This is a genomic window from Amycolatopsis sp. cmx-8-4 (assembly GCF_046548675.1).
GTDB lineage: Bacteria > Actinomycetota > Actinomycetes > Mycobacteriales > Pseudonocardiaceae > Amycolatopsis.
In genome coordinates this window covers 190,540-217,108 of record NZ_JAEBDZ010000001.1, presented here as the reverse complement: position 1 = coordinate 217,108, position 26,569 = coordinate 190,540, and the positions used below count along the sequence as shown (strand labels likewise).

The following is a 26,569-nucleotide window of genomic DNA, read 5'->3' as shown; positions in this document are numbered from 1 at the left end:
CCTCAGCCCTGCCTGCTGTAGAGCCGGAGCGTGACCGGGCCACGGGCGAGTTCGACGCGGCACTGCCTGCGGCCTGGCTCGCCGCCGCGATCCTCGGGCTCCTGCACACGGCCGCCGCGACGTCGCGGCCGGACGCGTCACCACCGACGAGGCCGAGAGGATGTGCATGGAGAGCGCGCTACGCCTCTGCCGTCAGCCGTAGTTGGCGAAGCAGAGCGCCTCGATGTCGGCGCGCAGGGTCGCGAACGACCGCGGCCGCACCCGCTGCTGGACGACCGTGCCCAGCAGGTACGACAGCAGCGCGCGGGCCCGGGCGCGCGGGTCGTCGACGTCCAGGGGCGCCAGCAGCTCGGCGAGGAGCTCGGTGAGCGACGTGAGCATCACGTCGATGGCCTGCGGGTGCTGCGCCCGGCCGGCGGCGATCCAGTACTCGAACCAGAGGAACGCGGCGTTCGGGTTCGCGGCGAACACGCTCAGGTACTCCTCGACCACGGCGAACAGCCGCTTGCGCGGGTCGGCGTGCTTCGCGCCGACGTCGCGCAGGCCGGCGGCGAACGCGGTGATGTGCGCGGCCATGGCCCGGTCGATGAGGACGTCGATGTCGGCGAAGTAGTAGTGGATCGCGCTCTTGGTGAGCGGTCCGGCGTCCGCGATGGCGCGGACGGTGCAGCCCGCGAGGCCGTCGCGGGCCAGCACGACGCGGGCGGCCTCGACGATCTGTTCCTGCTTGGCCAGCTGGTTGGGAGAGAGCCGGTCACTGCGACCGGGGACGGCGCTCACGGTGATTCTCGTTACCTTCTTCCTGGACGACGGCCCCAAATCCTAGGGCAGACGTCCTGCGAGTGGCCGCCGGGTGAAAAACCGGATTGGCCACCCCGGTCCGCGCGGCGGACAATGCGCGGCATGGTGATCTCAGGGGACAAGGGGCTCAGCCCGGCTGCGCGCAGCCAGCTGGAGAAGGAAATCGCGAACCTGCGCGCGCAACGCGAAGCTCTCGCACCGCAACCCGGCGAGCAGGAGCGAACGGGCGACGCGGCGGACCAGGCGGACGTGATCGATCGAGCGGAGGCCGCGGCGCGGCTCGACCGCCAGATCGCGGACCTGGCCGCGAAGATGGAACACGGCGGCTACGGCAACGCCCAGCTTCCGGACGGCACAACGGTCACCCTCCGCTTCTCGGACGGCGACGAAGAGACGTTCCAAGTGGTGACGGTCCCGGGCGAAGACTCCGACGCGATCACCTCGGACAGTCCCCTGGGCCTGGCCCTGGTCGGCCGCAAAGCGGGCGACGAGATCACCTACCGCACCCCCCGAGGCGACGCCAAGGCCAGCGTGGTCAAGGTAGCCCCGCCGAAGTAACCCCTGCTCACCTCGAAGGCCCCCGCTCACAAAGCGGGGGCCTTCGCTTGCTTCAAGCCCGAAACTTGACCCACAAGGGTGGTTCCCCAGAAGAAAATTCCAAGCCGCACCCCACAAAACACGCGAGACAAGCCAACAGGCCGCGCTCTGTGCGAGCACGGGCCTTCCAGGTCTTGTCGAGCCGCCTAGGGGAATCGAACCCCTGACCTATTCATTACGAGCGGAATTCGCCACTTGTTGACCTTGGTCGCAGGTCTCTGACCTGCACATTCGAAGTCTCCAGGCGTCCGTGGACGTCCGCCGCTTGCCACCCTGATTGACACTCGCTTCGACACTTAGCGAACGCCAACGCTGCCGGGCCGCGAAGGCTCGCTCCAGCGCGGCAGCACACGGCACGAGCCGTAGCCGGGTTTCAGACCTTGTTCGGCGACGAGGCCCCGATATGCCTGCCCGCGGGCGGGCCCCCGATCGGCCGTGACCTGCTGCGGGTGGACCCGGCGGACGGGTCGACCCACCGGCTGACCACCGACCTGCCGCTGAACCGCCCGATCGACGTGGCGTTCGGTCCGGACGGCGCGCTGTACGTCCTGGACTTCGGCGAGTTCGAGATGTCCGACGACGGGGTGGTCGCCCATGCCGGTTCGGGGTGCCTGTGGCGTTGGGACCACTGGGCCGCCTCTCCGCACGTTCGCCCGCGAAATCGGCATCGGCGGAGAAGACGGCTGCCGGTCGTGGCGGGACCATGGGTTCTGCCGTATAGAGGAGGAACTGTGACGACAGACTCGAGTGCGCCCACCGCCACGGACACCGACGAGTTCTACCAGTTGAGCAACAAGGTCGTCCTCGACGTGTGGGGCGAGAACTTCCACCAGGGCTACTGGGAGTCCGAGGAGGACCAGACCCCGATCCAGGAGGCGACCGAGCGGCTGACCGACCTGGTCATCGAGAAGTCCGGCCTCGGCAGCGGCCGTCTGCTCGACATCGGCTGCGGCGTCGGACTGCCCGCGTTCCGGCTGGCGCAGACCTCGCCCGCGGAGATCGTCGGCATCTCCAACAACCAGGAGCAGATCGACGACGCCAACCAGCGCGCCGCCGACAAGGGGCTGGGGGAGCGCGTCCGGTTCGAGTACGCCGACGCCGCGAGCCTGCCGTTCCCCGACGGCTCCTTCGACGTGGTCTGGATCTTCGAGTCGCTGATGCACATGGACCGGCTGCGCGTGCTCCGCGAGTCCTCGCGGGTGCTGCGCCCCGGCGGCCGGATCGTGGTCACCGACCAGCTGCAGCTCGCCCCGATGTCCGAGGAGAACGCGCGGCTGGTGCAGGAGCACCTGGACGCCATGCACGCGAGCCCGCTGCTCTACGCCGACGCCTACCGCGAGCTGGTGGCCGAGTCGGGGCTGGAGCTGGTGGAGTTCCACGACATCAGCAAGCACGTCCAGCTGACCGGCTTCCGTGTGCTCGAGACCGTCGAACGGCGCTACGACGAGTTGTTGGCGCGGTACGGCGAGGCCGTCATCCCGATCCTCGACCTGTTCCGCGACCCCGCCGGTCTGGTGCCGGAACTGGGTTACCTGCTCTTCGTAGGCCGCAGGCCGGAATCTTTGTGAATTCCTCACGTCGGGCGGAGTCGTTCCGCACCAACGATGGACCGGAGGTAGCGTGGTCCGGACGCATCGGGTTGAATACGCGCGTAACCAACGCCGATTCTCGGGAGCTGTCTCATGCGCAAGGTCGTCGCCTGGCTTTTCTACACCCTGGACGGAGTCGTCGAGTCGCCGAACGTGTGGCAGTTCGACTACGACGACGAAATGGGCGCGGATCTGGCCGCGAAACAGGAATCACAGGACGCGGTGCTGCTCGGCCGCACGACCTATGAGGAGTGGGTCGGCTACTGGCCGACCGCCGACGACGGCATCGGGTTCAAGAAGTTCATCAACAGTACGCCGAAGTACGTCGTGTCCACCACCCTCGACAAGGTCGAGTGGGAGAACAGCACGCTGATCAACACCGATGTCGCAGGCGAGATCACGAAGCTGAAGAACCAGCCCGGCAAGGACATCGGGGTCTACGGGAGCCCGGGCCTGGTCCGCTCGCTGATCGCCGACGGCCTGCTCGACGTGCTCACGATCCTGGTCCACCCGGTGTTCGCGGGCTCGGGCAAGAAGCGCTTGATCCCCGAGGAAGACCAGCTGCGGCGCCTGGAACTGCTTGACGTCACGCGCGGCTCCAGCGGCACCATGATCCTCAGCTACCGCCCGGTCTGAGGACTCCGCACGTTCGAAGAAGACGGGCTCGACGGCACTCGGGGAACGCAGCCGACCCTCGCTTCTTCGCTTGGACGGATCTGGTGCCCGTCTAGCTCAGAGCGGCTCGGAATCCTCTGCCGTGCCGTCGGGGCGACCTCTGGAAGTGGCTTGTAGCCGGTCTCCGCAACGGGTCATCCACACCGCCGCTCAGGTCTGCGTGCCCGAACGTACGGAACGTCACGACGCGGATTCCGCGTCGAAAGTAGTTACACGCCCTGCTTTCTCATCTTCAGGCGCGGGGGTCCAGAGCCGGCGTGTCGACCCATTGGAGAATCTCCATTATTGAACATTTGTTCGAGATTTCCTTGCTTGGCAAAGATAAGCTCTCGCTCCGCTTTCCTTCCTTGCCCGAGCACTTCGGCATTCTGGTCAATACCCTCTACGAGTGACGCACCAAGGGCCAAGGCTCCACCCGGCCGCGCGAAGACCAAGAAGGCCAGGGCTCGGTCCCTGACGATCGAGGAGCTGTTCGACCTCCTGGACAGGCTCGACACCGACAATGAAGCGATCGCGGCGGACCTCTCGGACTTCGACGGGCACGCCAAGGAGCTTCAGGTCAGTAGCAGCCTGATCCAGGCGCGTGCCGGGGCGCGATCAAGAACGACGGGAAGACCACGAACGCGGAACGGGGCATCCCGCTTCCGGACTGGTACGTGGTGATGCTCGTCGACCGGCGCGACCGGCTCCGGGCGCCGAACCCGACCGGCCCGATCACCTGCAACAGCCGGGGCGGGTACCTGAGCTTCCAGAACCTGACCAACCGGCAATGGCTGCCATTCCGCCGGCGGGCCGGGTGCGAGTGGGTCGCCTTCAAGACCCTGCGCAAACGCTCACCACCTTGCTCGACGACGCCGGGCTCACCGCCCGCCAGATCGCCGCTCGGGCTTGGGGTACGCCGATCCAGGTGATCTCGCGGTTGGTCGAGCACAGCAGCATCGCCGTGACGAAGCTGGTCCATCGGGAAGCAAGATCCACCCGGCAGCCGTCGGGCGCGATCGCAACGGACTGGACTTCCCCCGTGATGGGTGAACCTGCGGAACTTTCTCCGCCCACCGGCCAGGCGTCTTAGACACTCACTTAGACACCCACAAGACGAGTCAGGCCCCACCCGAGATGCCTCGGATGGGGCCTGACCTGCGGAGCCGCCTAGGGGAATCGAACCCCTGACCTATTCATTACGAGTGAATCGCTCTGGCCGACTGAGCTAAGGCGGCATGTCTCCGGCTCGCGCTGGCGACGGGAACCAGTGTAGCGGAGGCTGTGAGCGTCACTTTCCCGGGGCACCGTCGTTAGGGCCCTATGACGTCGATCTCACACCACGATCGACCTACCTGGAGGCACTGGCACATGCGGCGAAGACTGCCCCGTTCGGCGGCCCTGCCGGCGGCCGCGGCGTTGCTCCTGCTCAGCGCGGCGCCGGCGATGGCCGACCCGACTTATCCGACCACGCCGATCCCGCAGCCGGCGAGTTCCGGGCAGGCGCCCATCTCGGCGCCGATCGGGCCGCAGCCGCTGGGGCAGGCCGTCGGGGACGCCGGGACCGCGCTCGGCATCGTGCGGTTGCTGCCCAACGCCGTGCCGACCAGCACGATTCTGCCCGGCTTCGGGGCGACGCTGCCGAAGCAGTCGGCGCTCGAGGCCGGGATGGGCCTGTCCAGCGCGTCCGCGAACTCCGACGCCTACCTGAGCTACGAGAAGGCCGTCGCGCAGGCGTCGCCGCTCGGGCTGTCGGTGGGCGGGAACGCGCCGCAGACACCGGGCAGCGTGGTGCAGACCGCGTTGCCGGACAACCCGCAGCCGATCACCGGCGGGCTCAACGCGCCGTCCAACCCGCTGCTGAACGTCGGGCTGCTGAACGGCTCCGCGCACGCGCGCTGGAGCCCGACGCTCGGCCCGTGCGTCGACACGATCGCCGACGCCAGCACGTCCGTCGCGAGCCTGTCGCTCCTGAACGTCATCCCGTCGCTGCCGAACCTCGGCCTCGACAAGCTGGCGCTCGACCCGTCGACGCTCGCGAAGGGCTTCGACCTGACCAAGGGCCTGCAGAGCCTCGGCGGCCTGCTGCAGGGCGGCGGGCAGACCGCGGCCAGCGGCACTGGGTCGCTGCTGAGCCTGCCGAACGCGCTGTCGTCGCGCTCGCAGGTGAAGCTCGTCGACATCCCCGGTTCGAAGAACAAGGCCGTGCAGTCGACGTCGACGCTGCAGGGCGCGGACATCGAGATCCTCAAGGGCACGCCGCTGGCGCTGAGCATCAAGGTGGCCAGCCAGCCGACGCTGAAGGTGACCTCCACCGGCGACGCGAAGACGTCCAAAGTGGAGTACACCGCGCCGGTGCTGACCATCGAAGCAGGCGGCAAGGTGCTCTACACGCTGGACGCCGCGCACCCGACCAAGGACATCCCGATCGGGCTGCCGCTGGCCGGGCTGAGCGACCAGTTCGGGCAGCTCAACGACATCCCGGTGGTCGGCGGCCTGGTTTCGACGCTCACCAAGGGCATCCAGCAGGTCGGCAACACCGCGGGCACCGTGCTCGACCTGGGCGTGCTGCGGCTGAGCATCGCCGGGCTCGACCAGAAGAGCGCGGCGATGACGACGCCGTTCAAGGGCTTCCAGCTCGGCGCTTCGGCGCGGATGTTCGACCTGCAGCTGCTGCCCACGACGAAGCTGAAGAGCCTGCTGCCCGGCGACGCGGCGAGCAACCTGCCGTCCTCGCTGGCGCAGCTGTCGATCGGTGAGCAGATCGCGCGGGCCTACGCGCCGACCGACGGCGTGGTCTGCGGGAGCACGACGACACCGCCGCCCGCGGGCGGGGAGGCGCCCAAGGGCCCGGTGAAGAACCTCGCTTACACCGGCGGCGCGTACGACACGGTGCCGCTGTTCTGGTCGGGCACCGCGATGCTCCTGCTCGGCGTGGTCATGGTGGCCGCGATGCCGGGCACGCGTCGTCGTCCGCTGCCAATCTTGGCCGAGGAGAAGCCGTTCAAGCCGTCACCGCGGCCGCGCGAGTGACCTGAGACCGCCCCGGGGACAGTGAAGAACCCCGTCAGGAGCCAGGCTCCTGACGGGGTTTCTTTTGTCCTCAGCCCTGGCGAAGCGTCGTGACCATCGCCTCGACGGCGATGCGGGGCTTCACGTTCAGATCGATCGCCTCGCGGCATTCCAGCACCGCTTCGAGACGGCGCAGCGCCGACTCCGGGGTCCACGCCGTCGCGGCTTCGGCGATCTGGTCGAAGTGGTCGGGGTGGTTGAGCGTCGCGCCGGAGCGGGTCGTCGTCACCAGGACGTCGCGGTAGAAGCCCGCGAGGTCGATCAGCGCCAGGTCCAGCGTGTCGCGCTGGGTGCGGGTGGCGCGGGACTTCTGCTTCTTCTCCAGCTGCTTCACCGCGGCTTCCGCGGCCCGCTTGGCGCCCGCGACGCCCTTGCCGACGCCGTCGCCGCCCATCGCCGTGCGCAGTTCGTTGCGCTCGTCCTCGTCGCGACCCTTGCTCGCCTCGCCCGCGTCGGCTTCCGCCGCGCTGATCAGCTGGTCGGCGCAGGTGAAGACGTCGCTGGGGCGGCGCAGGCCGAGCGGGATCCGCAGGACCGTGGCGCGACGCTGGCGCGCGGCCTCGTCGGTGGCGAGCCGGCGCGCGCGGCCGACGTGGCCGCCGCAGACCGCGGCGGCCCACCGCGCCTGGTCCGGGTCGACGTGGTCCCGGCGCATGAGCACGTCGGCGATCGCCTCCGGCGGCGGCGTCCGCAGGTTCACCAGGCGGCAGCGCGAACGGATCGTCACGGAGATGTCCTCGGGGTGGTCCGAGGGCGCGCAGAGCAGGAACACCGTGCGGTCCGGCGGTTCTTCGACAGCCTTCAGCAGCGCGTTCGACGCGCCTTCGGTGAGCCGGTCGGCGTCCTCGATGATCACGACCTGCCAGCTGCCGGTGGTCGGGCGGCGCGCCGCGGCCTGGACCAGCGCGCGCATCTCGGCGACCGAGATCGACAGGCCTTCCGGCACCACGAGCCGGACGTCGGCGTGGGTGCCCGCCATCGTCGTGTGGCAGCCGGGGCAGGCGTCACAACCGGTGCCGGTGCTGCACTGCAGGCCCGCGGCGAACGTCCGGGCGGCCACCGAGCGGCCGGACCCGGCCGGGCCGGTGATCAGCCAGGCGTGTGTCATCGCGCCGGGCGGCGCGGGCTCCCCGGCGACGATCTTCGCCGCGGCGGACGCGGCCGCCGTCAGGGTTTCGACCGCGGGCTCCTGGCCGACCAGCTGGTTCCAGACGCCGATGCGTTCGGTCGTCGTCACTTCGCCTCCACGCGAGACGCGTCCGCGGTCTCGACGGGCAGGGTCTCCTCGGCCGGCGGCTCGTCGACGTCGAGTGGCCGGGTCACCGGCTGCTCCGGTGTGGACGCAGCCGGGGCCAGCGCGGAAAGGCGGCCGACGAACACGGCGCGCAGGGCGGTCCGGATCCGCGCGGCGACCTCGGTGTCGGTGCCGTCGGCGTCGATCACGACGTAGCGTTCCGGGTCCGCGGCGGCCATCTCGACGAGCAGGTGCTGGACGCGCCACTGGTCGTTCATCGTGGCCGCCCGGTCGCGCGGCGCCCCGGGCGGAGCGGCGTCGAGCAGGACGGTCAGGTCCGGCCGCAGCCGTCCGGTCGCCCAGTCGGCGAGGCCTTCGAGCTCGTCGCTGTCGAGGCCCGCGACGGCGGACAGGTGCGCCAGCGGCGAATCGACGAACCGCTCCATCACCACGACCGAACCGGCGTCGAGCGCCGGCTGGACGTGCCGCTCGACGATGTCGGCCCGCACCGCGGCGGCGGCCAGCGCCTGGGCGCGCGCGCCGGTCAGCGACGCGCCGGAAACCAGCGCCGTCAAGCGTTTGTCGTCGAGCGCCGGGTCGGCGGCGACCACGACCGGCCGGGTCCCGCCGCGCATCCAGTCGGCGAGGTTGACGGCCTGGATCGCGGTGTTGATCGCGGTGGTGCCCTCGACGGCGATGAGGAAGCCGTTGACCCGCCGCGGCGTGCGGCGCAGCGCGTTGCGCAGGTCGGAAAGAATCGGCTCGGTGCGCTTGTCGTCCATCTGCCGGTAGGCGAAGAAGCCGGCGATCAGGGCGAGCGCGGCGCCGACGAGCATGATCGGCCGGGTGCCGTCGATCGTGACCGGGCTGCCCCAGACGTTGATGGTGTGCGGCGCCACGACACCGACCAGGACCGGGACGGTGACCGTGGTGCCGAACAGCACGAGCTTCATCATCAGCTGGTAGATCGCGTTGATCCGGCCGCGGATGGCGTCTTCGACGCGGGAGCCGATGATCGTGACACCGGTGAGGAACGCCGTCCCGGCCCAGAATCCCACCAGGACCACGGTGATCAGCGAGACCGACAGGTGCGGCGACAACGCGACCAGCGCGAGCGAGAGCCCGGCCGCGATGATGGAGACGCCGAACAGCCGGTCGTGCGGGAGCCGCCGGGAAAGCTTGGGCGCGAAGGCCATGCCGGAGGCGAGGCCGAGGAAGATGGCCAGCACCAGGAGGCTGAACGCCGAGTCACCGGCCAGCAGGCTCGAGGAGTACGGCTTGGCCGAGCCGATGACGGCACCGCCCGCCGCGAAGGCGCCGAACGCGCCGACCAGCAGCCCGCGCACGAGCGGCGTACTGCGGATGAAGCGGAAGCCGTCGGCGATCATCGTGCCGATGCCGGGCTTCGCCTCGTCAGCCTGCTTGGCCTTCTGCTCCGGCAGCTCGTGGACGTTGCGCAGCGACAGCTCGGGGATGCGGGTGGCGATGAGGATCGCGCTGGCCAGGTAGAGCAGGCCGGTGATGATGACGACCAGCTTCGCGATGCTGAGGCTCGCGCTCTCCCCCGGGAAGAGGTGGAAGGTCGTGTTGACGCCGGTGATGATCGCGTTCGCGCCGGCCGCGGTGATGACGGCGAGGCCGTAGGTCATCACCATGCCGAGCTGGTTGGCCGTCTCGACCTGGTCGGGGCGGCGAAGCAGGTTCGGGACCGCCGCCTCTTTCGAGGGGATCCACATGCTCGCCGCGCTGCCGACCAGGAAGTTGCCGACCAGCAGCCACCACGGCGCGCTGACGAAGGCGATGGACAGCAGGAACCCGCAGCGCAGGAGGTCGGCGACCACCATCACCTTGCGGCGGTCGAACCGGTCCGCGAGCAGGCCGCCGACCGGGGCGAACAGCAGCCCCGGCGCCAGTCCGGTCAGCACGACGCCGACGAAGGCGAAGTTCTGCGCGAAGTAGTTGTTCGTCAGCTTCGTGGCCAGGCCGGTGAGAGCCAGGATGTTCAGCCAGTCGGCCACGCTGCACAGGTACGTGACGCCCCAGAGGCGCCGGAATGGTTTGATCGCCAGCACCCGCCGGACCCGGCTGATCGTGGACGCCTCGGCGCCCGACGACCCGCCCGGGCCGGACCCGGGTACCGATCGCACGCCCTCGCTGATACGCCCACCCCACTAGTCACCGCGGTGCCGGGCACCCTCGTGAGTTAGCCCGACCGTGTAGCCAGGGTAGCCCGATCGGCCTCTGGCACGCGGACGACCCCGAGGTCCCAGTGGGGTGGGGATCAGCTGGTGAACGTCAGTCGAACAACCCCGTCACACTGCTGACCAGGCTCGAGACCATCTCGATGGCGACGACCCCGAACACGATCAGCAGCACCACCGCGAGTATCACGCCCGACGCGCTCGACGACGGCTTGCCGATCGCCGGCATCGACACCGCGGGCAGCTTCGGCAGCTTGCGCCGCTTGACGGGCACGACCTCGAGGTCATCGTCGAAGTCGTCCTCGGCGGGCGGCGGCAGCTGCCGGACGGGCCGGAGCATCTGTGGTGCCCGCTTCGGCCAGGTCCGTTGCCGGTTGCGTTGCCGTGGCAGCACCCCGAGCGGCGGCATCACGTCCTCGCCGAGCGTGCCCGTGGTGCCGGCGGGCGGGATCGCTTCCGGGGCTCGGGCCCCGGTCACGCCGTCTTCGCGGAGGGTTTCCTCCACCATCCGGCGTACGACCTCCTCGTCGTGCGGCACGGGCCCGGCGACCGAGATGGCGGCGGGCTCGTGGCCGTTCGGCATCGCGGTGCGGGGCTCGGGGTCCGTGGTGACCAGTCCGGAGACCGGGTCCGCGAACATCTCGCCTGGTGTTTCGGACAGTGTGCCGTCGCGCTGAGTGAGCTCGGGGGCACTGAAGAAGGGAGCCTCACCGTTCGCGCTCATGGTGACCACCTCACTACTGAATGTCCTCGCCTTTCCAGGGTAGCGACCAAGGCGGATAACGCATCCGCCCAATGGCTCTGTCTCCACAGGAGGGTTCGTCACGCAGCGCAAGCCCACGCCCGAACCCCCAGCAGTGTCCAATCCGCCGAGGCTCCGGTCGACCGCCAATGGTGACGGATCGTAGTGAAGCCCATCACAGTCACTGACAGCGACCGCCCGCAACCGGTCATACCCAGGGTGTCAAGGTGACCAGTTTCGCGCGTGGCGGTCGAGCCCGGATGGAGCAGCCCTGGCGTCGCCGGCGTCGCCGACAGATCAGGAAACCTCCTCCTGCCCGAGGTCGATCATCTTCCGGCACCAGTCGCGCAGCATTTCGCGGCTGAACGGGCTCAGCACCAGCTGGCGACGGCCGTCACCGCGGTCCAGGGCCGCCAGCGCGAAGCGGCCGAGGTCCGTGTCGACCAGGACGAAGCCGTGGTCGGGGAACTCCGCGCACAGCCCGCCGAACGCGAGCATGTCCAGTACCGCCGTGCCCGAGCGAGGCCGGGCCAGGACCTCGCGCATCGCGCCGACGTCGTCGTCCTGGCCGTCGTGGACCAAGCCGTCGTCGTCCACCGTGACCCAGATCGCGCGGCGCGGGCTGCCGAACGGCACCTCCGGCAGCTCCGCCACCAGCATCTCGGGGAGCTCCTCGAAGTCGGCCAGGTGGATCGCCGTGCGGCCGGGCAGCGAGCCCATCATGAAGGCCCGCTCGCCGTCGGCGTAGCACCGGATGTCCGCGGTCTCCGGTCCCTCGTCGAACACGCCGCACAGCGCCGCGCGGACGGAACCGCGCAGCATCAGCGACACGACTTCGAAGCCGACGTCGTTGAGCTCGCCGTCTTCGCCGAACGGCGTGCCGTCGATCCAGGCGGCCCACGCCACGTGCCGCTCGACCTCCTCGGCCAGGTCCGCCGGGTCGTCGGAGACCGGGCCGTGCACGAGGATGTCGTGGTCGCTGACGTCCGGGTTGTACAGCCGGTCCACGGGCTCGCGGTCCGGCATCGCCGCCAGCACCGGCCCGGCCGCCAGCTCCAGCAGCTCGCGCGCCGCCGTCCGCTCAGGCATGGCGTCGCACCTCGCCCTCCACGTCACTCCGCTCGACCGGCGGCCCGACCGGGGGCCCGCCAGAGCCCTCGCCCGAGCCCTCGCCCGAGCCGGAGCCGGAGCCGACCGGCGGCTCGCCGGCGGCGGCCGCGCCCCGCCACTCCGGCACGCCGCTGTTCTCCTCGACCGCGGCGAGGATCGCGTCGCGCATCGTGAGGTCCCTCCGAGCGGCCGGCTCAGGCATGGCTCTGCACCGCCTCGACGATCCACTGCTCGGCCGTGCTCCGCGACGCCGGACCCCACGTGACCGTCCAGCGCCCGGTCCGGCCCACGGCCGCGCTGAACTGGTAGCGGCCGAGGTCGTTGTCGACCAGGCCGAACGCGCCGTGCGGGTACTCGGCCAGTATCGAGTCGCGCACCGCGAGGTCGACCAGCACCGTGCCCAGCCGCGGCCGCGCCGCGCACTCCCGGATCAGCTCGACGGCCTCCTCGCACCGCCGCGGGATCAGGCCGCCCTCGTCGGTCTCGATGCGCACCTGCCGGCCCGGGCCCGGCGGCCGGTCCGGCAGGCCGTCGAACACCCAGCCCGGCAGCTCGCTGAGGAACCCGGACCGCAGCCGCGCGCGGTTGCCCAGCTTGTGCAGCACCGTGGTGTAGTCCTCGTCGCCGAAGAACCGGACCTCCCACGGCTCGCGCCGGGCCGGGAAGACCCCGGTGACGACGCCGCGGATGAAGCCGCCGCGCAACGCCCGGTACAGCCCGACGGCTTCCGCCGTGACCTCGCCGCCCGGCGCCAGGCCGATCGCGGCCATCCCGGCGACGAACCGGGTGTACTGCTCGACCTCGTCGGCCAGGGTTCGCGGCCGGCCCGCCCGGCGCGAGAACCGGGGTTCGGTGTCCGCGAGCACCGGCGGGATCTCGAACTCGGGGTCGTAGAACTCCATCACGGAGGGCCGCTCCGGGACCTCGGCCGAGAGCGGGGCGATGACCTCGTCGATGACGTCGAAGACCGCGACTGAGTTGTTCACCCCTGGATTGAACACCCTGGCACCGACAATTTCTCGCACATACGTTCGAACAGGCGAGATGAGTCGCCGAACGGTCGACACCGGGCCGAAACGCCGTGAAGGCCTCCTTACCGGCCATAAGAGCCGGCAAGGAGGCCTTCACGGACTTCCTGAGAGTGCTACTTCGCCTTGGTGGCCGTGGTGCGCTTCGGGGCGGTCTTCGTCGCGGTGGACTTCGTGGCCGCGGCCTTGGCGGTCTTGCTCGTGCCCGCCTTGACCGTCTTCGCCGTCGTCGACGCGGGCTTGCGCGCCGGCGCCTTGCGCTTCGGCGCCGGGCCCTTCGCCCGCTTCTCCGCCAGCAGTTCGGACGCGCGTTCGGTGGTGAGCTCCTCGATCTCGTCACCCTTGCGCAGCGTCGCGTTGTACTCGCCGTCGGTCACGTACGGGCCGAACCGGCCGTCCTTGACCACCATCGGCTTCTTCGACACCGGGTCCTCGCCGAGCTCCTTGAGCGGCGGCTTCGCCGTGGCCGACCGGCCGCGCTGCTTCGGCTCGGCGTAGATCTTCAGCGCCTCTTCGACGGTGATCGAGAACAGCTGGTCCTCGGTCGCGAGCGAACGCGAGTCCGTGCCCTTCTTCAGGTACGGCCCGTAGCGCCCGTTCTGCGCCGTGATCTCGTCGCCGGACTCCGGGTCCTTGCCGACCACGCGCGGCAGCGAAAGCAGCTTCAGCGCGTCTTCGAGCGTCACCGTCTCGATGTCCATCGACTTGAACAGCGAACCGGTACGCGGCTTCGGCTGCTTCGCCTTCGCGGCCTTCTTCTGCGCGGCCGTCGCGGTCTCGGGCAGCGGCTCGGCCTCCGGCAGCACCTCGGTCACGTACGGCCCGAAGCGGCCTTCCTTCGCGACGATGTCGTGCCCGCTCACCGGGTCGGCGCCCAGCGTGCGGCCCTCCTGCGGGGTCGCGAACAGCTTCTCCGCCAGCTCCAGGGACAGCTCGTCCGGCGGCAGGTCCTCGGGCAGGTTCGCGCGCTGCGAGTTCCCGTCGACCTCGCGCTCCAGGTACGGCCCGTAGCGGCCGACGCGGACCACGACCTTGTGCCCTTCGGAGTCGTTGAACAGCGGGATCGAGTTGATCTCCCGCGCGTCGATGTCCTCGACACTGCCCTCGACCAGCTTCTTCAGCCCGCCGAGGCGGCCGATCGAGCCGTCGACGCCCATGTCGCCGCCGAAGTAGAACTTCGACAGCCACTGCCCGCGCTGCTCGTCGCCGTTGGCGATGCGGTCGAGCTCGTCCTCCATGCCGGCGGTGAAGTCGTAGTCGACCAGCCGCTCGAAGTGCCGTTCCATCAGGCCGATCACGGCGAACGCGACCCACGACGGAACGAGCGCGGAGCCCTTCTTCCAGACGTAGCCGCGGTCCTGGATGGTCTTGATGATCGACGCGTACGTCGACGGGCGGCCGATGCCCAGCTCTTCCAGCTTGCTGACCAGGCTCGGCTCGGAGTACCGGGCCGGCGGCGACGTCGTGTGCCCGTCCGGGCTCAGCTCGGTCGCGGTGAGGTCCTGGTCCTTCTCGAGCACCGGCAGGCGGCTCTGCTTGTCGTCGGCGTCGCCACCGGTCTCGGTGTCGACCGCTTCGACGTACGCCTTCAGGAAGCCCGCGAAGGTGATCGTGCGGCCCGAAGCCGCGAAGGTGCACTCCTCGCCCGACGTCGCATTGCCGACGATGCGCACCGACATCGTGGTGCCCTTGGCGTCGGTCATCTGCGAGGCGATCGTGCGCTGCCAGATCATCTCGTAGAGGCGGTACTCGTCGGTGTCCAGCTCGCTCGCGACCTGGCCCGGCGTGCGGAAGACCTCGCCTGAGGGCCGGATCGCCTCGTGCGCTTCCTGCGCGTTCTTCACCTTGCGGGTGTACTGGCGCGGCGACGGCGAGACGTACTCCTTGCCGTACAGCTGCGTGGCCTGGCTGCGCGCCGCCGAGATCGCCGACTCCGACAGGGTCGTCGAGTCGGTACGCATATAAGTGATGTAACCGTTCTCGTACAGCTTCTGCGCGATCCGCATGGTGCGCTCGGAGGTGAACCGCATCTTGCGGCCCGCCTCCTGCTGCAGCGTCGAGGTCATGAACGGCGCGTACGGCTTCCGCGTGTACGGCTTCTCCTCGACGCTCGAGACCTTGAAGTCACGCTGCTTGAGCGCGTCGGCCAAGCGCCGCGCGTCGGCCTCGGCCAGCACGCGGATCTCGTTGTTCGAGGACTTGAGCTGCCCGTCCGAGCCGAAGTCGCGGCCGGTGGCCAGGCGTGCGCCGTCCACGGCGACCAGGCGAGCCGGGAAGTTCCGCGGCGAAGCCTCTTCACCAGCGTCCATCGTCGCCGAGATGTCCCAGTAGGACGCCGAGGTGAAGCGCATCCGCTCGCGTTCGCGCTCGACCACGATCCGGGTCGCCACCGACTGCACGCGGCCCGCCGAAAGTTTCGGCATGACCTTCTTCCACAGCACCGGCGAGACCTCGTAGCCGTAGAGGCGGTCGAGGATGCGGCGGGTCTCCTGGGCGTCGACGAGGTCGACGTCCAGCTCGCGGGTCGAGTCGGCGGCCGCGAGGATCGCCTGCTCGGTGACCTCGTGGAAGACCATCCGGCGGACCGGGACCTTCGGCTTCAGCGTCTCGAGCAGGTGCCACGCGATGGCTTCGCCCTCGCGGTCGGGGTCCGTCGCGAGGTAGAGCTCGTCGACGTCCTTCAGCAGCCCCTTGAGCTCGGTGACCTTGGACTTCTTGTCCGGGGTCACCACGTAGAGGGCCTTGAAGTCGTTGTCGACGTCGACACCGAGCCGGGCCCACGACTCGCCCTTGTACTGGGCGGGGACGTCGGCGGCGCCGCGCGGCAGGTCGCGGATGTGCCCGACGGAGGACTCGACGACGTAACCGCCGCCGAGATAGGGGGCGATCTTGCGGGCCTTGGTCGGTGACTCGACGATCACGAGCCGCCGGTGCCCGGCGCCGTTGTCCGCCCCGGCTCCGTTCTTCTTGGTCCCTGCTCCTGCCACGCTGTCCTGCTCTCCGCTCATCTCGTCCCGCCGCCGCGGGACTGCACCACGTCCGGACCCCTGACGGAGGGCCCGAGCCCGCGTCTCGGCCTGTCAGTGTGCACGCTCTCCCAGCCCGGACGGCGTGGAGGTGGCCCAACACGCCGCTGGGCCCGTGTCCACCGCATCGCCGCTGACCTCGGCGATGTTTCCTCTCTACACCGGGCACGTGATTTCGGCCACGTGCCGCGCAGCCTAGCGCGTGACCGTCCGGATACCCTCCGTTCGACGGTGGTGGGCGCGTGGAGGTGACCGCTTCACTGGATTCCCCGTCCAGCCGAAAGGAACCGCCATGACCCGACGCCTGCTCGGCGCCCTGCTCACCGCCGTGACCGCCACCGTATTACTGGGAGTCACTCCGGCGAACGCGGCGGCGGCGAACTTCGCCGGCACCGTGGCGCTGTCCAACTGCTCGGGCTCCGTGGTCAAGCCGGCCGCCACGCCGGACACCGCGCCCGCCCTCGTCATGTCCAACGGCCACTGCCTCGAAAGCGGCTTCCCCGGCCCCGGCCAGGTGATCACGAACCAGACCTCGAACCGGACGTTCACGCTGCTCACGGCCAGCGGGAGCAACAAGGCCACGCTCCGCGCGAAGAAGATCGTCTACGGCACGATGACCGACACCGACGTGTCGCTCTACCAGCTCACCACCACCTACGCGCAGATCAAGTCGAACTACGGGATCTCGCCGCTCGAGCTGTCGAACGCGCACCCGACCGCCGGCTCCGCGATCGACGTCGTCTCCGGCTACTGGAAGCGCGTCTACTCCTGCAACATCGACGGGTTCGTCTACCGGCTCAAGGAGGGCAGCTGGACCTGGAAGGACTCGATCCGCTACACCTCCGCGTGCCAGACCATCGGCGGGACCTCGGGCTCGCCGATCATCTCCGGCGGCAAGGTCGTCGGCGTCAACAACACCGGCAACGAAGACGGCCAGCGCTGCACGGAGAACAACCCGTGCGAGGTCGACCAGGCCGGCAACGTCACCGTGCACCACCTGACGAACTACGGCGAAGAGACCTACGGCATCCCGGCCTGCCTCACCGCGGCCAACGAGATCGCGCTCACCCAGGCCGGCTGCACCCTGCCCCGGCCCTGACGCGGCGACCGCACCCGGTCAGGCCGTGCTCGTCACGGCCACCGGGTGCGGTTCCACCTCCGCCGGCACCGCCCCGGGCCACGCCGCTTCGGCGCCCGGCGGCGGCTCGCCGATCAGCTCCAGCAGCGCCTCCAACCGGCGTTTCCCGATGACCTTCACGGCCGGGACCTCGGCTTTCGGGCCGGTCAGCTTGGCCAGGACGCCCAGCGGCGTCAGCGCGTCGACCAGCCGCTCGTGCATGCCGGGCGCCAGCGGGTCGACGGCCAGCAGGTAGCCCTGCGTGCCGGGCCGCCCGCCGGCCAGCGCCCACATCCGCAGCATCGCCCCGCTCAGCCGGAAGCCGTCCGGCACCGCCTTGCCCGAGTCGTCCTCGACCGGGCCGGCGCAGCCCGTACGCAGCCATTTCACCGCCATCGGGAGCAGGTCCACCCGGAACGACGTCCGGACCTGCGGGTTGCCGCAGTCGGCCTTGGAGACCTGGGCGTCCGCGCCGCGCTGCCGCAGCTCACGCGCGAGGATGTGCGCCCGCCACGGCTCCTCGACGACCACCGAAAGCCGCGCGGCGGTGCGCCCGAACCCGGTGATCTGACCGTGGCAGCACAAGAGCCCGGCCAGGTCGCCCAGGCCGGGCCCGCTGGCCTCCGCGGAGAAGAGCGAGATCGTCCGATCCACCGCGCCATACTAGAACACAAGTTCGATTCGTGGCGAGGGTCACGGGATCTTTCAGCGTGGCGGCTCGTCGAGCTGACGGCAGCCGGGGGCCCGCTGCTGCGCCGCCTCCAGGGCCGGGACGTCCTTGAGGCCCTTGAGGTAGTCGAGAGCGTCGATGCGGTCCAGCGTGGCTCTGGCCTCGCCGAGGGCCTCCTTGGTCGCCGCCGCGTCGCCGCGGACCGCGTCGATGCGCTGACGCGCGTTCTCGGCCTGCGTGCGGATCTCGGTGAACTGCCCGATGACGTCCTCGCGGCCGCCGTCGGCGGCGGGCACAGGTGGCGCGCCGAGCGCGGTCAGCCCGGCCAGGCTCCGGTCGAGCCCGCCGACCACCGACGAGAGCAGCTCGCTCGACGTCCGGGACGCCTGCTGCGGCGTGCTCGGATCGACCGCCGGGAGCGACGCCAGGGTGCGGACCAGGCCGCCCACCGCGCCGCAGTAGGCGTCCGCCCATCTCGCCGCGGGATCGGCCTGCGGCACCACGGTCGTCACCGACAGACCCTGGTCCCGCGCCAGCGACTGCGTGGCGGCTTGCTGCCCGCAGCCGGCGAGGCCGATCGTGATCGTCGTGGTCAGAGCGGCTAAGACGGTTGACCGCGGCCGCACCTGCACACCTCCTGCTCGACGACGTCCCGGAGAGCCCGACGGTACCGACTCGGTGCCGCTTCGCAACTCGCCGGCGCGGCGTGGGATGCCCCGGCACGCCACGGGCCCGGCACGCGACGCTGCGTGCCGGGCCCGGGAACGGGTACCGCGAGGATCAGGCCTTGATCTCCGTCGGGGTGTCCGTGAGGACCGTTCCCCGCCGCTTCGAGACCACGATCGCCGCCACGATCACGGCGACCGCGACCAGCGAGATGATGATGCGCACCGCGGTGTTCTGGTCCGGGCCGATCGAGAACTGCACGATGGCGGGCGCGATCAGCACGGAAACCAGGTTCATCACCTTGATCAGCGGGTTGATCGCCGGGCCGGCGGTGTCCTTGAACGGGTCACCCACGGTGTCACCGATGATGGTGGCCTCGTGCGCGGACGAGCCCTTGCCACCGTGGTTGCCGTCCTCCACGAGCTTCTTCGCGTTGTCCCACGCGCCACCGGAGTTGGCGAGGAAGATCGCCATCAGGGTGCCGCACGCGATCGCGCCGGCCAGGTAACCGGCGAGCGCGCCGGTGCCCAGGCCGAAACCGACCGCGATCGGGGCGAAGACCGCCAGCAGACCCGGGGTGGTCAGCTCACGCAGCGAGTCGCGCGTGACGATGTCGACGACCCGGCCGTACTCGGGACGGGTGGTGCCCTCCATGATCCCGGGGATGTCGCGGAACTGGCGACGGACCTCGTAGACCACCGCGCCGGCGGCGCGGGAGACCGCGTTGACGGCGAGACCGGAGAACATGAACACCACGGCCGCGCCGACGATGACGCCGACGAGGGTGTTCGGGCTGACGATCGTGTTGACGAACGAGTTCGCCCCGGAGATGCCGTCGGCCACACCGGCGCCCATGCCGGTCAGCGTCTTCGCGATCGCGTCCGAGTAGGAGCCGAACAGCGCCGTCGCCGCGAGCACCGCCGTGGCGATCGCGATGCCCTTGGTGATCGCCTTGGTGGTGTTGCCGACCGCGTCCAGCTCGGTGAGGATCTGCGCGGCCTTCTCGTCGACGTCGCCCGACATCTCGGCGATGCCCTGCGCGTTGTCCGAAACCGGGCCGAAGGTGTCCATCGCGACGATGACGCCGACGGTGGTCAGCAGGCCGGTACCGGCGAGCGCCACGGCGAACAGCGCGACGCCGCCGCCCAGGAGGTACGCGCCGAACACGGCCGCGGCGATCACCAGCGCGGTGTACACAGCGGACTCGAAACCGACCGAGATGCCGGAGAGGATGACGGTCGCGCCACCGGTCTCCGACGTCTGCGCGACGTCCTTCACCGGCTTGTACTCGGTGCCCGTGTAGTAACCGGTCAGCTTCAGGATGACCGCGGCGAGCACGATGCCGATGATCACCGCGATGGTCGCGATGACCGCCGGGTTGCCCGAGTTTTCGAAGCCCGCACCGAAGTCCGAGAAGCTGCTCGGCAGGTACACGAACGCCGCGATCGCCGACAGCACCGCGGAAATGACCGCGGAGATGTAGAAGGAGCGGTTGATCGTGACGAGACCGGGCTCGCCGACGCGCGCCTTCGTGATGTAGACACCGATCACCGCGGTGATCACGCCGATGGCCGGCACGATCAGCGGGAAGATCAGGCCGTGCACACCGAAAGCGGTGCTGCCCAGGATCAGGGCGGCGACGAGCATGACGGCGTAGGACTCGAAGAGGTCCGCCGCCATGCCGGCGCAGTCACCCACGTTGTCACCGACGTTGTCCGCGATGGTCGCGGCGTTGCGGGGGTCGTCCTCCGGGATGCCCTGCTCGACCTTGCCGACCAGGTCCGCGCCGACGTCGGCGGCCTTGGTGAAGATACCGCCGCCGACACGCATGAACATGGCGATCAGCGCGGCGCCGAAACCGAAGCCTTCGAGGACCTTGGGCGCCTGGCCGGTGTACACCAGCACGACGACCGCGGCACCGAACAGGCCGAGGCCGACGGTGATCATGCCGACCACACCACCGGTGCGGAAGGCCACGCGCATAGCGGTCTCGCGGCCGCCTTCCTCACGCGACGCGGCGGCCACGCGCAGGTTCGCCTGCGTCGCCAGCCACATGCCGAGGTAACCGATCGCGAACGAGAAGCCGGCGCCGACCAGGAAGAAGAGCGAGCGGCCGATCTTCTCGTTCCAGTCGTCGGCGGGAAGTGCGAAGAGCAGGAGGAACACGATCGCGCCGAAAATGGCGAGAGTGTTCCGCTGCCGCTTGAGGTAAGCGGCCGCACCTTCCTGCACCGCCTTGGCGATGTCCTGCATCTTGGCGGTGCCCTGGCCCGCGGCCAGCACCTCCTTGAGCAAGACGTAGCCGATGACGAGTGCGGCAAGCGCGACCACGGCGACTACACCGACGATCGTGTAGCCACCTCCGGAGAGCGTGATGTTGCCGCCCTCCGCGAGGAACTGCCGTGCCATTCGTCCTCCAGGAGACGTCGACATGCGCCAGCGTCGACGGCAGGCCGAGGTTCGACACGGCCGACGCTGGCTTGGACCCTGTACCGAGCGACACGCTAGCCGGGCAGCAACGCACGTCTCACATGACGCTCACCACAGAGAGTGTGGATTGCGGGAGTGTATTGGTACTGCAACCAGGCCCGACAAGCCGTCCCAGGGTCGGTACAATCCGTTACCTTGTGAGCCTCCTCACTTGATCGATCACTCTGCCGCCGATCCGTTGGCCCCGCTGGGATGCGCCGGAACTGTCGGACCCCTGTGCCAAGCTCGGCGAGTGGACGATTCACGTGGGCGGCGGCTGCTGGGGCGGGTGACCGCGGGCATCCCGGCGCGCGAAGACCCGATCACGCACGTCGCGGACCTGCCGGGCCGCGCGGCGCGCTTCTCGCCGTGGCCGTCATGGGCGGATCCGGCGGTCGTGAACGCGCTGCGTGACTGCGGCGTCCCGGCGCCGTGGGCGCACCAGGCGGAGGCGGCGTCGCACGCGTACGAGGGTCGTCATGTCGTGATTTCGACCGGCACGGCGTCCGGCAAGTCGCTCGCCTACCAGCTGCCGGTGCTGTCCCGGCTGGCCGCGGGTGAGAAGACGACGGCGCTGTACCTGTCCCCGACCAAGGCGCTGGGCGCGGACCAGCTGCGGTCGGTGTCCTCTTTGGACGTGCCCGGCGCCCGGGCGGCGGCGTTCGACGGGGACACGCCGATGGTCGAACGCGACTGGGTGCGCGCGCACGCGAACTGGGTCTTCACCAACCCGGACATGCTGCACCGCGGAATCCTCTCGGCGCACGGGCGGTGGGCGCCGTTCTTCCGGCGGCTCGGCTGCGTGGTCGTCGACGAGTGCCACAGCTATCGCGGAGTCTTCGGGTCGCACGTGGCCCTGTTGCTACGCCGGCTTCGGCGGGTGGCGGAGCACTACGGCGCTTCGCCGGTGTTCGTACTGGCTTCCGCGACAACGGCTTCGCCGGCTTCTTTTGCTTCGCGGCTGACCGGGGTTCCGTGTGTCGCCGTCACCGATGACGCGTCACCGCGCGGCGCTCGCACGGTGGCGTTGTGGGAGCCGCCGCTGCTGGAGGAGCTGACGGGTGAGAACGGCGCACCGGTCCGGCGGTCGGCCGGCGCGGAGGCGTCGCGAATCCTCGCCGACCTGGTCGTCGAGGGCGCGCGGTCGCTGGCCTTCATCCGCTCGCGCCGGGGCGCGGAGCTGGCCGCGCTGGGTGCGCGTCGCATACTGTCCGAAGTGGACCCGCGCTTGGCGGGAACCGTTGCGGCGTACAGATCTGGCTACCTGCCGGAGGAGCGCCGGGCCCTCGAGGCGGCGTTGCTGTCGGGCCGGTTGCTGGGCGTCGCGACGACCAACGCGCTGGAGCTGGGCGTCGACATCGCGGGGCTGGACGCGGTGGTGCTGGCCGGCTACCCGGGCACGCTCGCGTCGTTCTGGCAGCAGGCCGGCCGGGCGGGTCGTTCCGGCGACTCGGCGCTGGTGGTGTTCGTCGCGCGCGACGACCCGCTGGACACGTACCTGGTGCACCACTCGGCGGCGTTGCTCGAGAGGCCGGTGGAGTCGGCGGTGCTCGACCCGTCGAACCCGTACGTGCTGGCGCCGCAGCTCGCGTGCGCCGTCGCCGAGCTGCCGCTGACGGTCCCGGAGCTGGAGATGTTCGGCGGCGCGGCCGCCCAGGAGGTGCTGGCCGAACTGGCGGAGCAGAAACTGCTGCGACGCCGATCGAGCGGCTGGTACTGGATATCCCGCGACCGCCCCCACGCCGACGTCGGCATCCGCGGAACGGGCGGCGAGCAGATAGCGGTGGTCGAGTCGGACTCCGGCCGGATGCTGGGCACGGTCGACCCGGGCTCGGCGTGCTTCGCCGTCCACCCCGGCGCGGTTTATCTGCACCAGGGATCGTCGTACGTCGTGGACGAGCTGGACCTGGAGCAAGGTCTGGCGCTGGTGCACGCGGAGAACCCGGACTGGACGACGACCCCGCGCGAGATCGTGGACATCTCGGTGCTGAGCACCCAGGAGAAGCAGGACTTCGGCGGAGTGAGCATCTGCCTGGGCGAGGTCGCGGTCACGTCCCAAGTGGTGGGCTACCTGCGACGACGTCCGTCGGGTGAGGTGCTGGACTCGACGCCGCTGGACCTGCCGGAGCAGAGCCTCCGCACACGGGCGGTCTGGTACACGATCTCGTCGCACCTGCTCGGCCCCACCGAGCCGCCACGCGCAGCGGCCCGGGACTCGGGCGACTGCGGCACGGCCGAGCGGCACTCGGGCGGCGCGGATTCGGGCGACCGGAATCCGGCCGATCGCGAGTCGGGCGAACGTGGCGCGGCCAATCGGGATCCGGGCGACCACGGGCCCGCCGGGCGAGACTCGGGCGACCGCGGGCCGACCATGCGGGATTCGGCTGGGGATGGTGTGGCCGACCAGGATTCGAGCGATCGTGCGGCGGCAGATGGGGATTCGAGCGCCCGCAGGCCGGCCGGGCGGGATTCGGCCGGCAGCGTCGCGGCCGACCAGGACTCAGAAGGCCGGAATCCGGCCGACCGCGAGACCGTCGTCGGCGGGCTGGTGGCGACCGGCTCGGTTGAGGTCGTCCGCGGATCTGGGGCCGATGGCGAGGCGGGGACCGGGGGCCATCGGGTGGGGACCGAATCCGCGGGGACGGTGGGGACCGGGGAGGAAACCCTGGCGAACGGTCGGGGGCCCGTTCGCGAGGGTGGCAGGACACCGGGGGGTGCCGGATTGGTTCCGGCACGGGTCCCCGGTGCCCTGCATGCCGCCGAGCACGCGGCGATCGGCCTGCTACCGCTTTTTGCTACGTGCGACCGATGGGACATCGGCGGGGTGAGTACCGCGTGGCACGAAGACACCGGGGAGGCAACGGTGTTCGTGCACGACGGCCATCCCGGGGGTGCGGGATTTGCCGAGCGCGGTTATGCCGCGATTGTCCCGTGGCTGGTCGCAACGCGGGAGGCGATCGTCTCCTGCGAGTGCCCGACGGGTTGCCCGTCCTGCGTTCAGTCGCCGAAGTGCGGGAACGGCAACGAACCGCTGGACAAGGCGGGAGCGGTGGCAGTTCTCGGAACCGTGCTCGGGGCATTGCGTCAACACAGCGCCTAGAACGGCCACTCAGTGGTACATGGAATTGTGTCCTGCTCCGCCTCGGCCGGGCTGGGACCGGCCTGGGCGGTGGTTGGGAGTGACTCAGGCCGCGGTGGTCTGAACCAGCAGGGCGGCGTCGGCGCCGGCCAGCGCACGGACGAGCACGTCGTGCACCTCGGTGGCGTCCGGCAGCTGCCAGCCGCAGACCTCGGGCTTGACGCGCCAGTGCACGACACCGTGCTGGAACGGCGAGGGAGGCAGCGGGATCCAGCTGTCCTTGCCGTGCCACTGGATCGTGGCGCGGGAGGCGAGCTCCGCCGGGATGCTGTCGGCGGCGGTGGTGAGGAAGAGCCAGCGGCCGTTCGGCAGCGCGATGATGGGCGCGGGGTGGCCGAGGGCACGGAGCAGGCGGCAGGCGCGCTTGCCGAGTTCGTCGTCGACCTCGATGGCGTCGAGGACGGTGCCGGTCGCGACGAGCAGGCTGTGGGTGCGGTCGGAGAACCAGGTGGCGACCTCGTGAGCGTGGGTGCCGATCTGCTCGCGCCAGTCGTCACTGGCCGGAACGGGACGGCGCCAGGTGAGGTCGTCGCCCTCGGTGAGCGGCGCGGGGTTGACGCCCGGCAGCACCGGCCAGCCACGCCAGGCGAGACCGATCGCCTCCGCCCGCAGTTCGATGCGGAAGGCGCCGCGCCAGCTGTCCGGCCAATTCACGTCCAACATGTCTTTCCTGCCTGTGAGGTCTGGTTCGTCGCGACCCCCCGAGACCCTGCCGTGGTGTCGCACGTCTCACTTAACGGCAAGTTGCACATTGCCCGGAACCCCCACGCGACAACCGGTGGTTACGGGGCGATGAGCGCCCAGTAGTCCCTACCGCCGGACCGAACGGACTGGCGGGCCTTCGACGGTGAACGGCAGGCAAACAAAGACCGTTCGTCGCGGTGAACCCCAGGATCAGCACCCGCCGGAGGCCTCACAGAGCCCACACACGCCAACCGTCAGCGCAGGTGGGAGGTGGTTTTGACCGCTCACCGTGCACTGATGACCGCTGCGCGTGACCAACCACCGCTCATCGCGCGGCCCGGCCGCCCCGCCGGTCACCCCCGCATACCGACCGGTCGGCGTCCGCCGGTCGACCGCACCGGCAGGTCAGCCAGGTGGAAGGCGAGCGGCGATTCCGGGTGGCACGTTGCCGGTGCGGTGGGTCCCGGGTGGTGGGCGCCTTGGTGAACGGCCACTCACTCGGCGCCCACCAGCCGCCGCAGCTGTTCACCCCATGTGACACGGGCCGAGTCTCTCGCTCGCCGAGCGCGGGCGGTGGCCAGCGGTCGCCATGGACAGGAGTCGGGCTTGGCCAGGCCGCCGCCGATCGAGTGCTCGGTCCACCGCTGGCGGGGCACAGTGGTTGACCGACGAGGCTGGCCGGCCCCTGCGGTTGGTCGCCGAAAGGGGCCGGCCGGCGGGGTTCGGGTCAGGGGGGTTCGTCGACGGGGCCTGCTCGGGCGTGCGCTGACGGGGCGGGTAGTCCGGCGAACTTCGAGCTTGGGGCTTCGACCTCGATGAGGGCGTCCAGTCTTTGCCAGCGGCAAGTCAGGAGTGTGACTCCCATGCGGTCGGTCACCCAGCGGGCGCGGCCGCAGGCTCTGTCCGGCCCCTCCGACGCGTGCGATGCCGCTGCGAGGGCTCCCAGGTCGGCTGCCGATTCGACCTGGTGCCGGGCGATGGTCACCGCGCCCAGCAAGAAGCCGAGCACTGCAATGCCCGTTATCGCCGCGACTGCCACTGCTGTCCAGATCGTGGCCACTCCGCTGTCCGCCTCCGGGGTGGAGCCGGCTCGGCGGCTACGCATCCGCGCGGTTGCCGCTGTGCTGGATGTGCGGGGCGCGGCCCTGGGGCGTCGCGTCTTGGCGTCAGGGCGGCCGCTGGTGCGCGGCCTGTGTTGTGGTCGGGCCCTTTGGTTGTCAGCGTGATGCATTGGGGGCCTCTGTGCCTGGCTCGGCCAGGGCGTACGCCGTCGCCTTCAGGTTGATCGCCGGAAGGAGGGTGTCGGCTGGGTTGGCTGCCACCCTGACCGTGATTTCTTCGCCTGTGTGCTGGACGTCGAGTGTTGCTCCCGGTGGAGCGATCTGGCGGACCGCCGCCTCGGCTTGGGCGGGTTGGCCTCTGGCCAGGAGGCGCGCTGCCTCGCGGGCCGCGTCTGTGCAGTGCAGCTGGGCTGTCACGATCGTCATCGCCGCCAGCAGCAACAGCGCCAGCACCGTGAGGCCGGCCAGCCCGAGTGCTGCTTCGACCGTGACCGAGCCGTCGTCGCGGCGGGTCATGACGGGACCGACAGGGCCTTCATGACCAGGCTTGTCAGCCACGAGACGACCGAGTCGCCCGTGAGCAGGGTGTAGAGGACGGCCGCGAAAGCCGCTACCGCGACCGTGACGATGGCGTACTCGACCGTCGTGGAGCCGTCGTCGTCGGCGGGACGTCGGTGGGGCGTGTTCATGGGGATTCCCTTCGATGAGA

General features: G+C 70.2%; 21 protein-coding genes, 1 tRNA gene and 1 pseudogene. 7 read left to right on the top strand and 16 right to left on the bottom strand.

Going from position 1 to position 26,569, the window contains the following annotated elements; translation table 11 throughout:
- Positions 1 to 192: 192 nt before the first annotated feature.
- Positions 193 to 780: a TetR/AcrR family transcriptional regulator gene (locus ACLJQZ_RS01090; RefSeq protein WP_247058822.1), complete on the bottom strand. Its 588-nt coding sequence runs from the start codon at positions 778 to 780 to the stop codon at positions 193 to 195.
- Between the two features lie 123 nt (positions 781 to 903).
- Here ACLJQZ_RS01090 and ACLJQZ_RS01085 point away from each other — a divergent pair, with 123 nt between their 5' ends.
- From ACLJQZ_RS01085 to ACLJQZ_RS01070, 4 genes and pseudogenes are all read left to right on the top strand, one after another.
- Positions 904 to 1,359, top strand: a complete 456-nt coding sequence (locus ACLJQZ_RS01085; RefSeq protein WP_247058823.1) for a GreA/GreB family elongation factor — start codon at positions 904 to 906, stop codon at positions 1,357 to 1,359.
- Positions 1,360 to 1,967: 608 nt separating this feature from the next.
- Positions 1,968 to 2,816: pseudogene (locus ACLJQZ_RS01080) on the top strand (methyltransferase domain-containing protein); the annotation flags it as partial.
- 264 nt (positions 2,817 to 3,080) lie between these two features.
- Entirely contained in the window at positions 3,081 to 3,623 is a 543-nt protein-coding gene (locus ACLJQZ_RS01075) for a dihydrofolate reductase family protein (RefSeq protein ID WP_410618066.1), read from the top strand.
- Positions 3,624 to 4,503: 880 nt separating this feature from the next.
- Positions 4,504 to 4,734: a hypothetical protein gene (locus ACLJQZ_RS01070; RefSeq protein ID WP_410618065.1), complete on the top strand. Its 231-nt coding sequence runs from the start codon at positions 4,504 to 4,506 to the stop codon at positions 4,732 to 4,734.
- Between the two features lie 71 nt (positions 4,735 to 4,805).
- On the opposite strand, the gene ACLJQZ_RS01065 is transcribed toward ACLJQZ_RS01070, so the two are convergent.
- Positions 4,806 to 4,879: transfer RNA gene (locus ACLJQZ_RS01065), tRNA-Thr, on the bottom strand.
- A gap of 133 nt (positions 4,880 to 5,012) precedes the next feature.
- Between ACLJQZ_RS01065 and ACLJQZ_RS01060 the strand changes: the two genes are divergently transcribed.
- The gene (locus tag ACLJQZ_RS01060; protein ID WP_410618064.1) at positions 5,013 to 6,674 is read left to right on the top strand and encodes a hypothetical protein; all 1,662 of its coding nucleotides are present in this window, start codon (positions 5,013 to 5,015) and stop codon (positions 6,672 to 6,674) included.
- 70 nt (positions 6,675 to 6,744) lie between these two features.
- Here ACLJQZ_RS01060 and ACLJQZ_RS01055 read toward each other — a convergent pair whose 3' ends face one another.
- The 7 genes from ACLJQZ_RS01055 to topA all read right to left on the bottom strand — a co-directional run bounded on the left by ACLJQZ_RS01055 (position 6,745) and on the right by topA (position 16,036).
- Positions 6,745 to 7,950 carry a DNA polymerase III subunit delta' gene (locus tag ACLJQZ_RS01055; protein ID WP_410618063.1) on the bottom strand — a complete coding sequence of 402 codons (1,206 nt, stop codon included), beginning with the start codon at positions 7,948 to 7,950 and terminating at the stop codon, positions 6,745 to 6,747.
- A complete protein-coding gene (locus ACLJQZ_RS01050; protein ID WP_410618061.1) occupies positions 7,947 to 10,094 on the bottom strand; it encodes a bifunctional MFS transporter/dTMP kinase in 2,148 nt (715 codons plus the stop codon). Before ACLJQZ_RS01050 ends, ACLJQZ_RS01055 begins: the two co-directional genes overlap by 4 nt.
- A 148-nt stretch (positions 10,095 to 10,242) precedes the next feature.
- Positions 10,243 to 10,872, bottom strand: coding sequence for a hypothetical protein (locus ACLJQZ_RS01045; protein ID WP_410618059.1), 630 nt, complete (start codon positions 10,870 to 10,872; stop codon positions 10,243 to 10,245).
- Positions 10,873 to 11,187: 315 nt separating this feature from the next.
- On the bottom strand, positions 11,188 to 11,979 hold the full coding sequence (locus ACLJQZ_RS01040; RefSeq protein ID WP_410618058.1) for a hypothetical protein: 792 nt from the start codon (positions 11,977 to 11,979) through the stop codon (positions 11,188 to 11,190).
- A complete protein-coding gene (locus ACLJQZ_RS01035) occupies positions 11,972 to 12,202 on the bottom strand; it encodes a hypothetical protein (protein WP_410618057.1) in 231 nt (76 codons plus the stop codon). Before ACLJQZ_RS01035 ends, ACLJQZ_RS01040 begins: the two co-directional genes overlap by 8 nt.
- Positions 12,195 to 12,986 carry an ESX secretion-associated protein EspG gene (locus ACLJQZ_RS01030; protein WP_410618056.1) on the bottom strand — a complete coding sequence of 264 codons (792 nt, stop codon included), beginning with the start codon at positions 12,984 to 12,986 and terminating at the stop codon, positions 12,195 to 12,197. Before ACLJQZ_RS01030 ends, ACLJQZ_RS01035 begins: the two co-directional genes overlap by 8 nt.
- Positions 12,987 to 13,144: 158 nt before the next feature.
- Positions 13,145 to 16,036 (bottom strand): type I DNA topoisomerase, encoded by a 2,892-nt coding sequence (topA, locus tag ACLJQZ_RS01025; protein WP_410618055.1) that lies wholly within the window; start codon positions 16,034 to 16,036, stop codon positions 13,145 to 13,147.
- Between the two features lie 310 nt (positions 16,037 to 16,346).
- On the opposite strand from topA, the gene ACLJQZ_RS01020 reads away from it, so the two are divergent.
- Positions 16,347 to 17,153 carry a serine protease gene (locus ACLJQZ_RS01020; protein ID WP_410618054.1) on the top strand — a complete coding sequence of 269 codons (807 nt, stop codon included), beginning with the start codon at positions 16,347 to 16,349 and terminating at the stop codon, positions 17,151 to 17,153.
- An 18-nt stretch (positions 17,154 to 17,171) separates the two neighbouring features.
- Here the strand turns inward: ACLJQZ_RS01020 and ACLJQZ_RS01015 are convergent, their stop codons facing one another.
- The 3 genes from ACLJQZ_RS01015 to ACLJQZ_RS01005 form a co-directional block, all read right to left on the bottom strand.
- Positions 17,172 to 17,825 carry a hypothetical protein gene (locus tag ACLJQZ_RS01015; RefSeq protein ID WP_410618053.1) on the bottom strand — a complete coding sequence of 218 codons (654 nt, stop codon included), beginning with the start codon at positions 17,823 to 17,825 and terminating at the stop codon, positions 17,172 to 17,174.
- A gap of 51 nt (positions 17,826 to 17,876) precedes the next feature.
- A complete protein-coding gene (locus ACLJQZ_RS01010; protein ID WP_410618052.1) occupies positions 17,877 to 18,467 on the bottom strand; it encodes a hypothetical protein in 591 nt (196 codons plus the stop codon).
- Positions 18,468 to 18,621: 154 nt separating this feature from the next.
- Entirely contained in the window at positions 18,622 to 20,916 is a 2,295-nt protein-coding gene (locus ACLJQZ_RS01005) for a sodium-translocating pyrophosphatase (protein ID WP_410618050.1), read from the bottom strand.
- A gap of 349 nt (positions 20,917 to 21,265) precedes the next feature.
- On the opposite strand from ACLJQZ_RS01005, the gene ACLJQZ_RS01000 reads away from it, so the two are divergent.
- The gene (locus ACLJQZ_RS01000; protein WP_410618575.1) at positions 21,266 to 24,076 is read left to right on the top strand and encodes a DEAD/DEAH box helicase; all 2,811 of its coding nucleotides are present in this window, start codon (positions 21,266 to 21,268) and stop codon (positions 24,074 to 24,076) included.
- An 84-nt stretch (positions 24,077 to 24,160) separates the two neighbouring features.
- Here the strand turns inward: ACLJQZ_RS01000 and ACLJQZ_RS00995 are convergent, their stop codons facing one another.
- The 4 genes from ACLJQZ_RS00995 to ACLJQZ_RS00980 form a co-directional block, all read right to left on the bottom strand.
- Positions 24,161 to 24,778, bottom strand: coding sequence for a bifunctional DNA primase/polymerase (locus tag ACLJQZ_RS00995; RefSeq protein ID WP_410618048.1), 618 nt, complete (start codon positions 24,776 to 24,778; stop codon positions 24,161 to 24,163).
- Positions 24,779 to 25,526: 748 nt separating this feature from the next.
- Positions 25,527 to 25,904 (bottom strand): Rv3654c family TadE-like protein, encoded by a 378-nt coding sequence (locus ACLJQZ_RS00990; protein ID WP_410618046.1) that lies wholly within the window; start codon positions 25,902 to 25,904, stop codon positions 25,527 to 25,529.
- 112 nt (positions 25,905 to 26,016) lie between these two features.
- The gene (locus tag ACLJQZ_RS00985; RefSeq protein ID WP_410618044.1) at positions 26,017 to 26,376 is read right to left on the bottom strand and encodes a TadE family type IV pilus minor pilin; all 360 of its coding nucleotides are present in this window, start codon (positions 26,374 to 26,376) and stop codon (positions 26,017 to 26,019) included.
- On the bottom strand, positions 26,373 to 26,549 hold the full coding sequence (locus tag ACLJQZ_RS00980; protein ID WP_410618042.1) for a DUF4244 domain-containing protein: 177 nt from the start codon (positions 26,547 to 26,549) through the stop codon (positions 26,373 to 26,375). Before ACLJQZ_RS00980 ends, ACLJQZ_RS00985 begins: the two co-directional genes overlap by 4 nt.
- Positions 26,550 to 26,569: the final 20 nt, after the last annotated feature.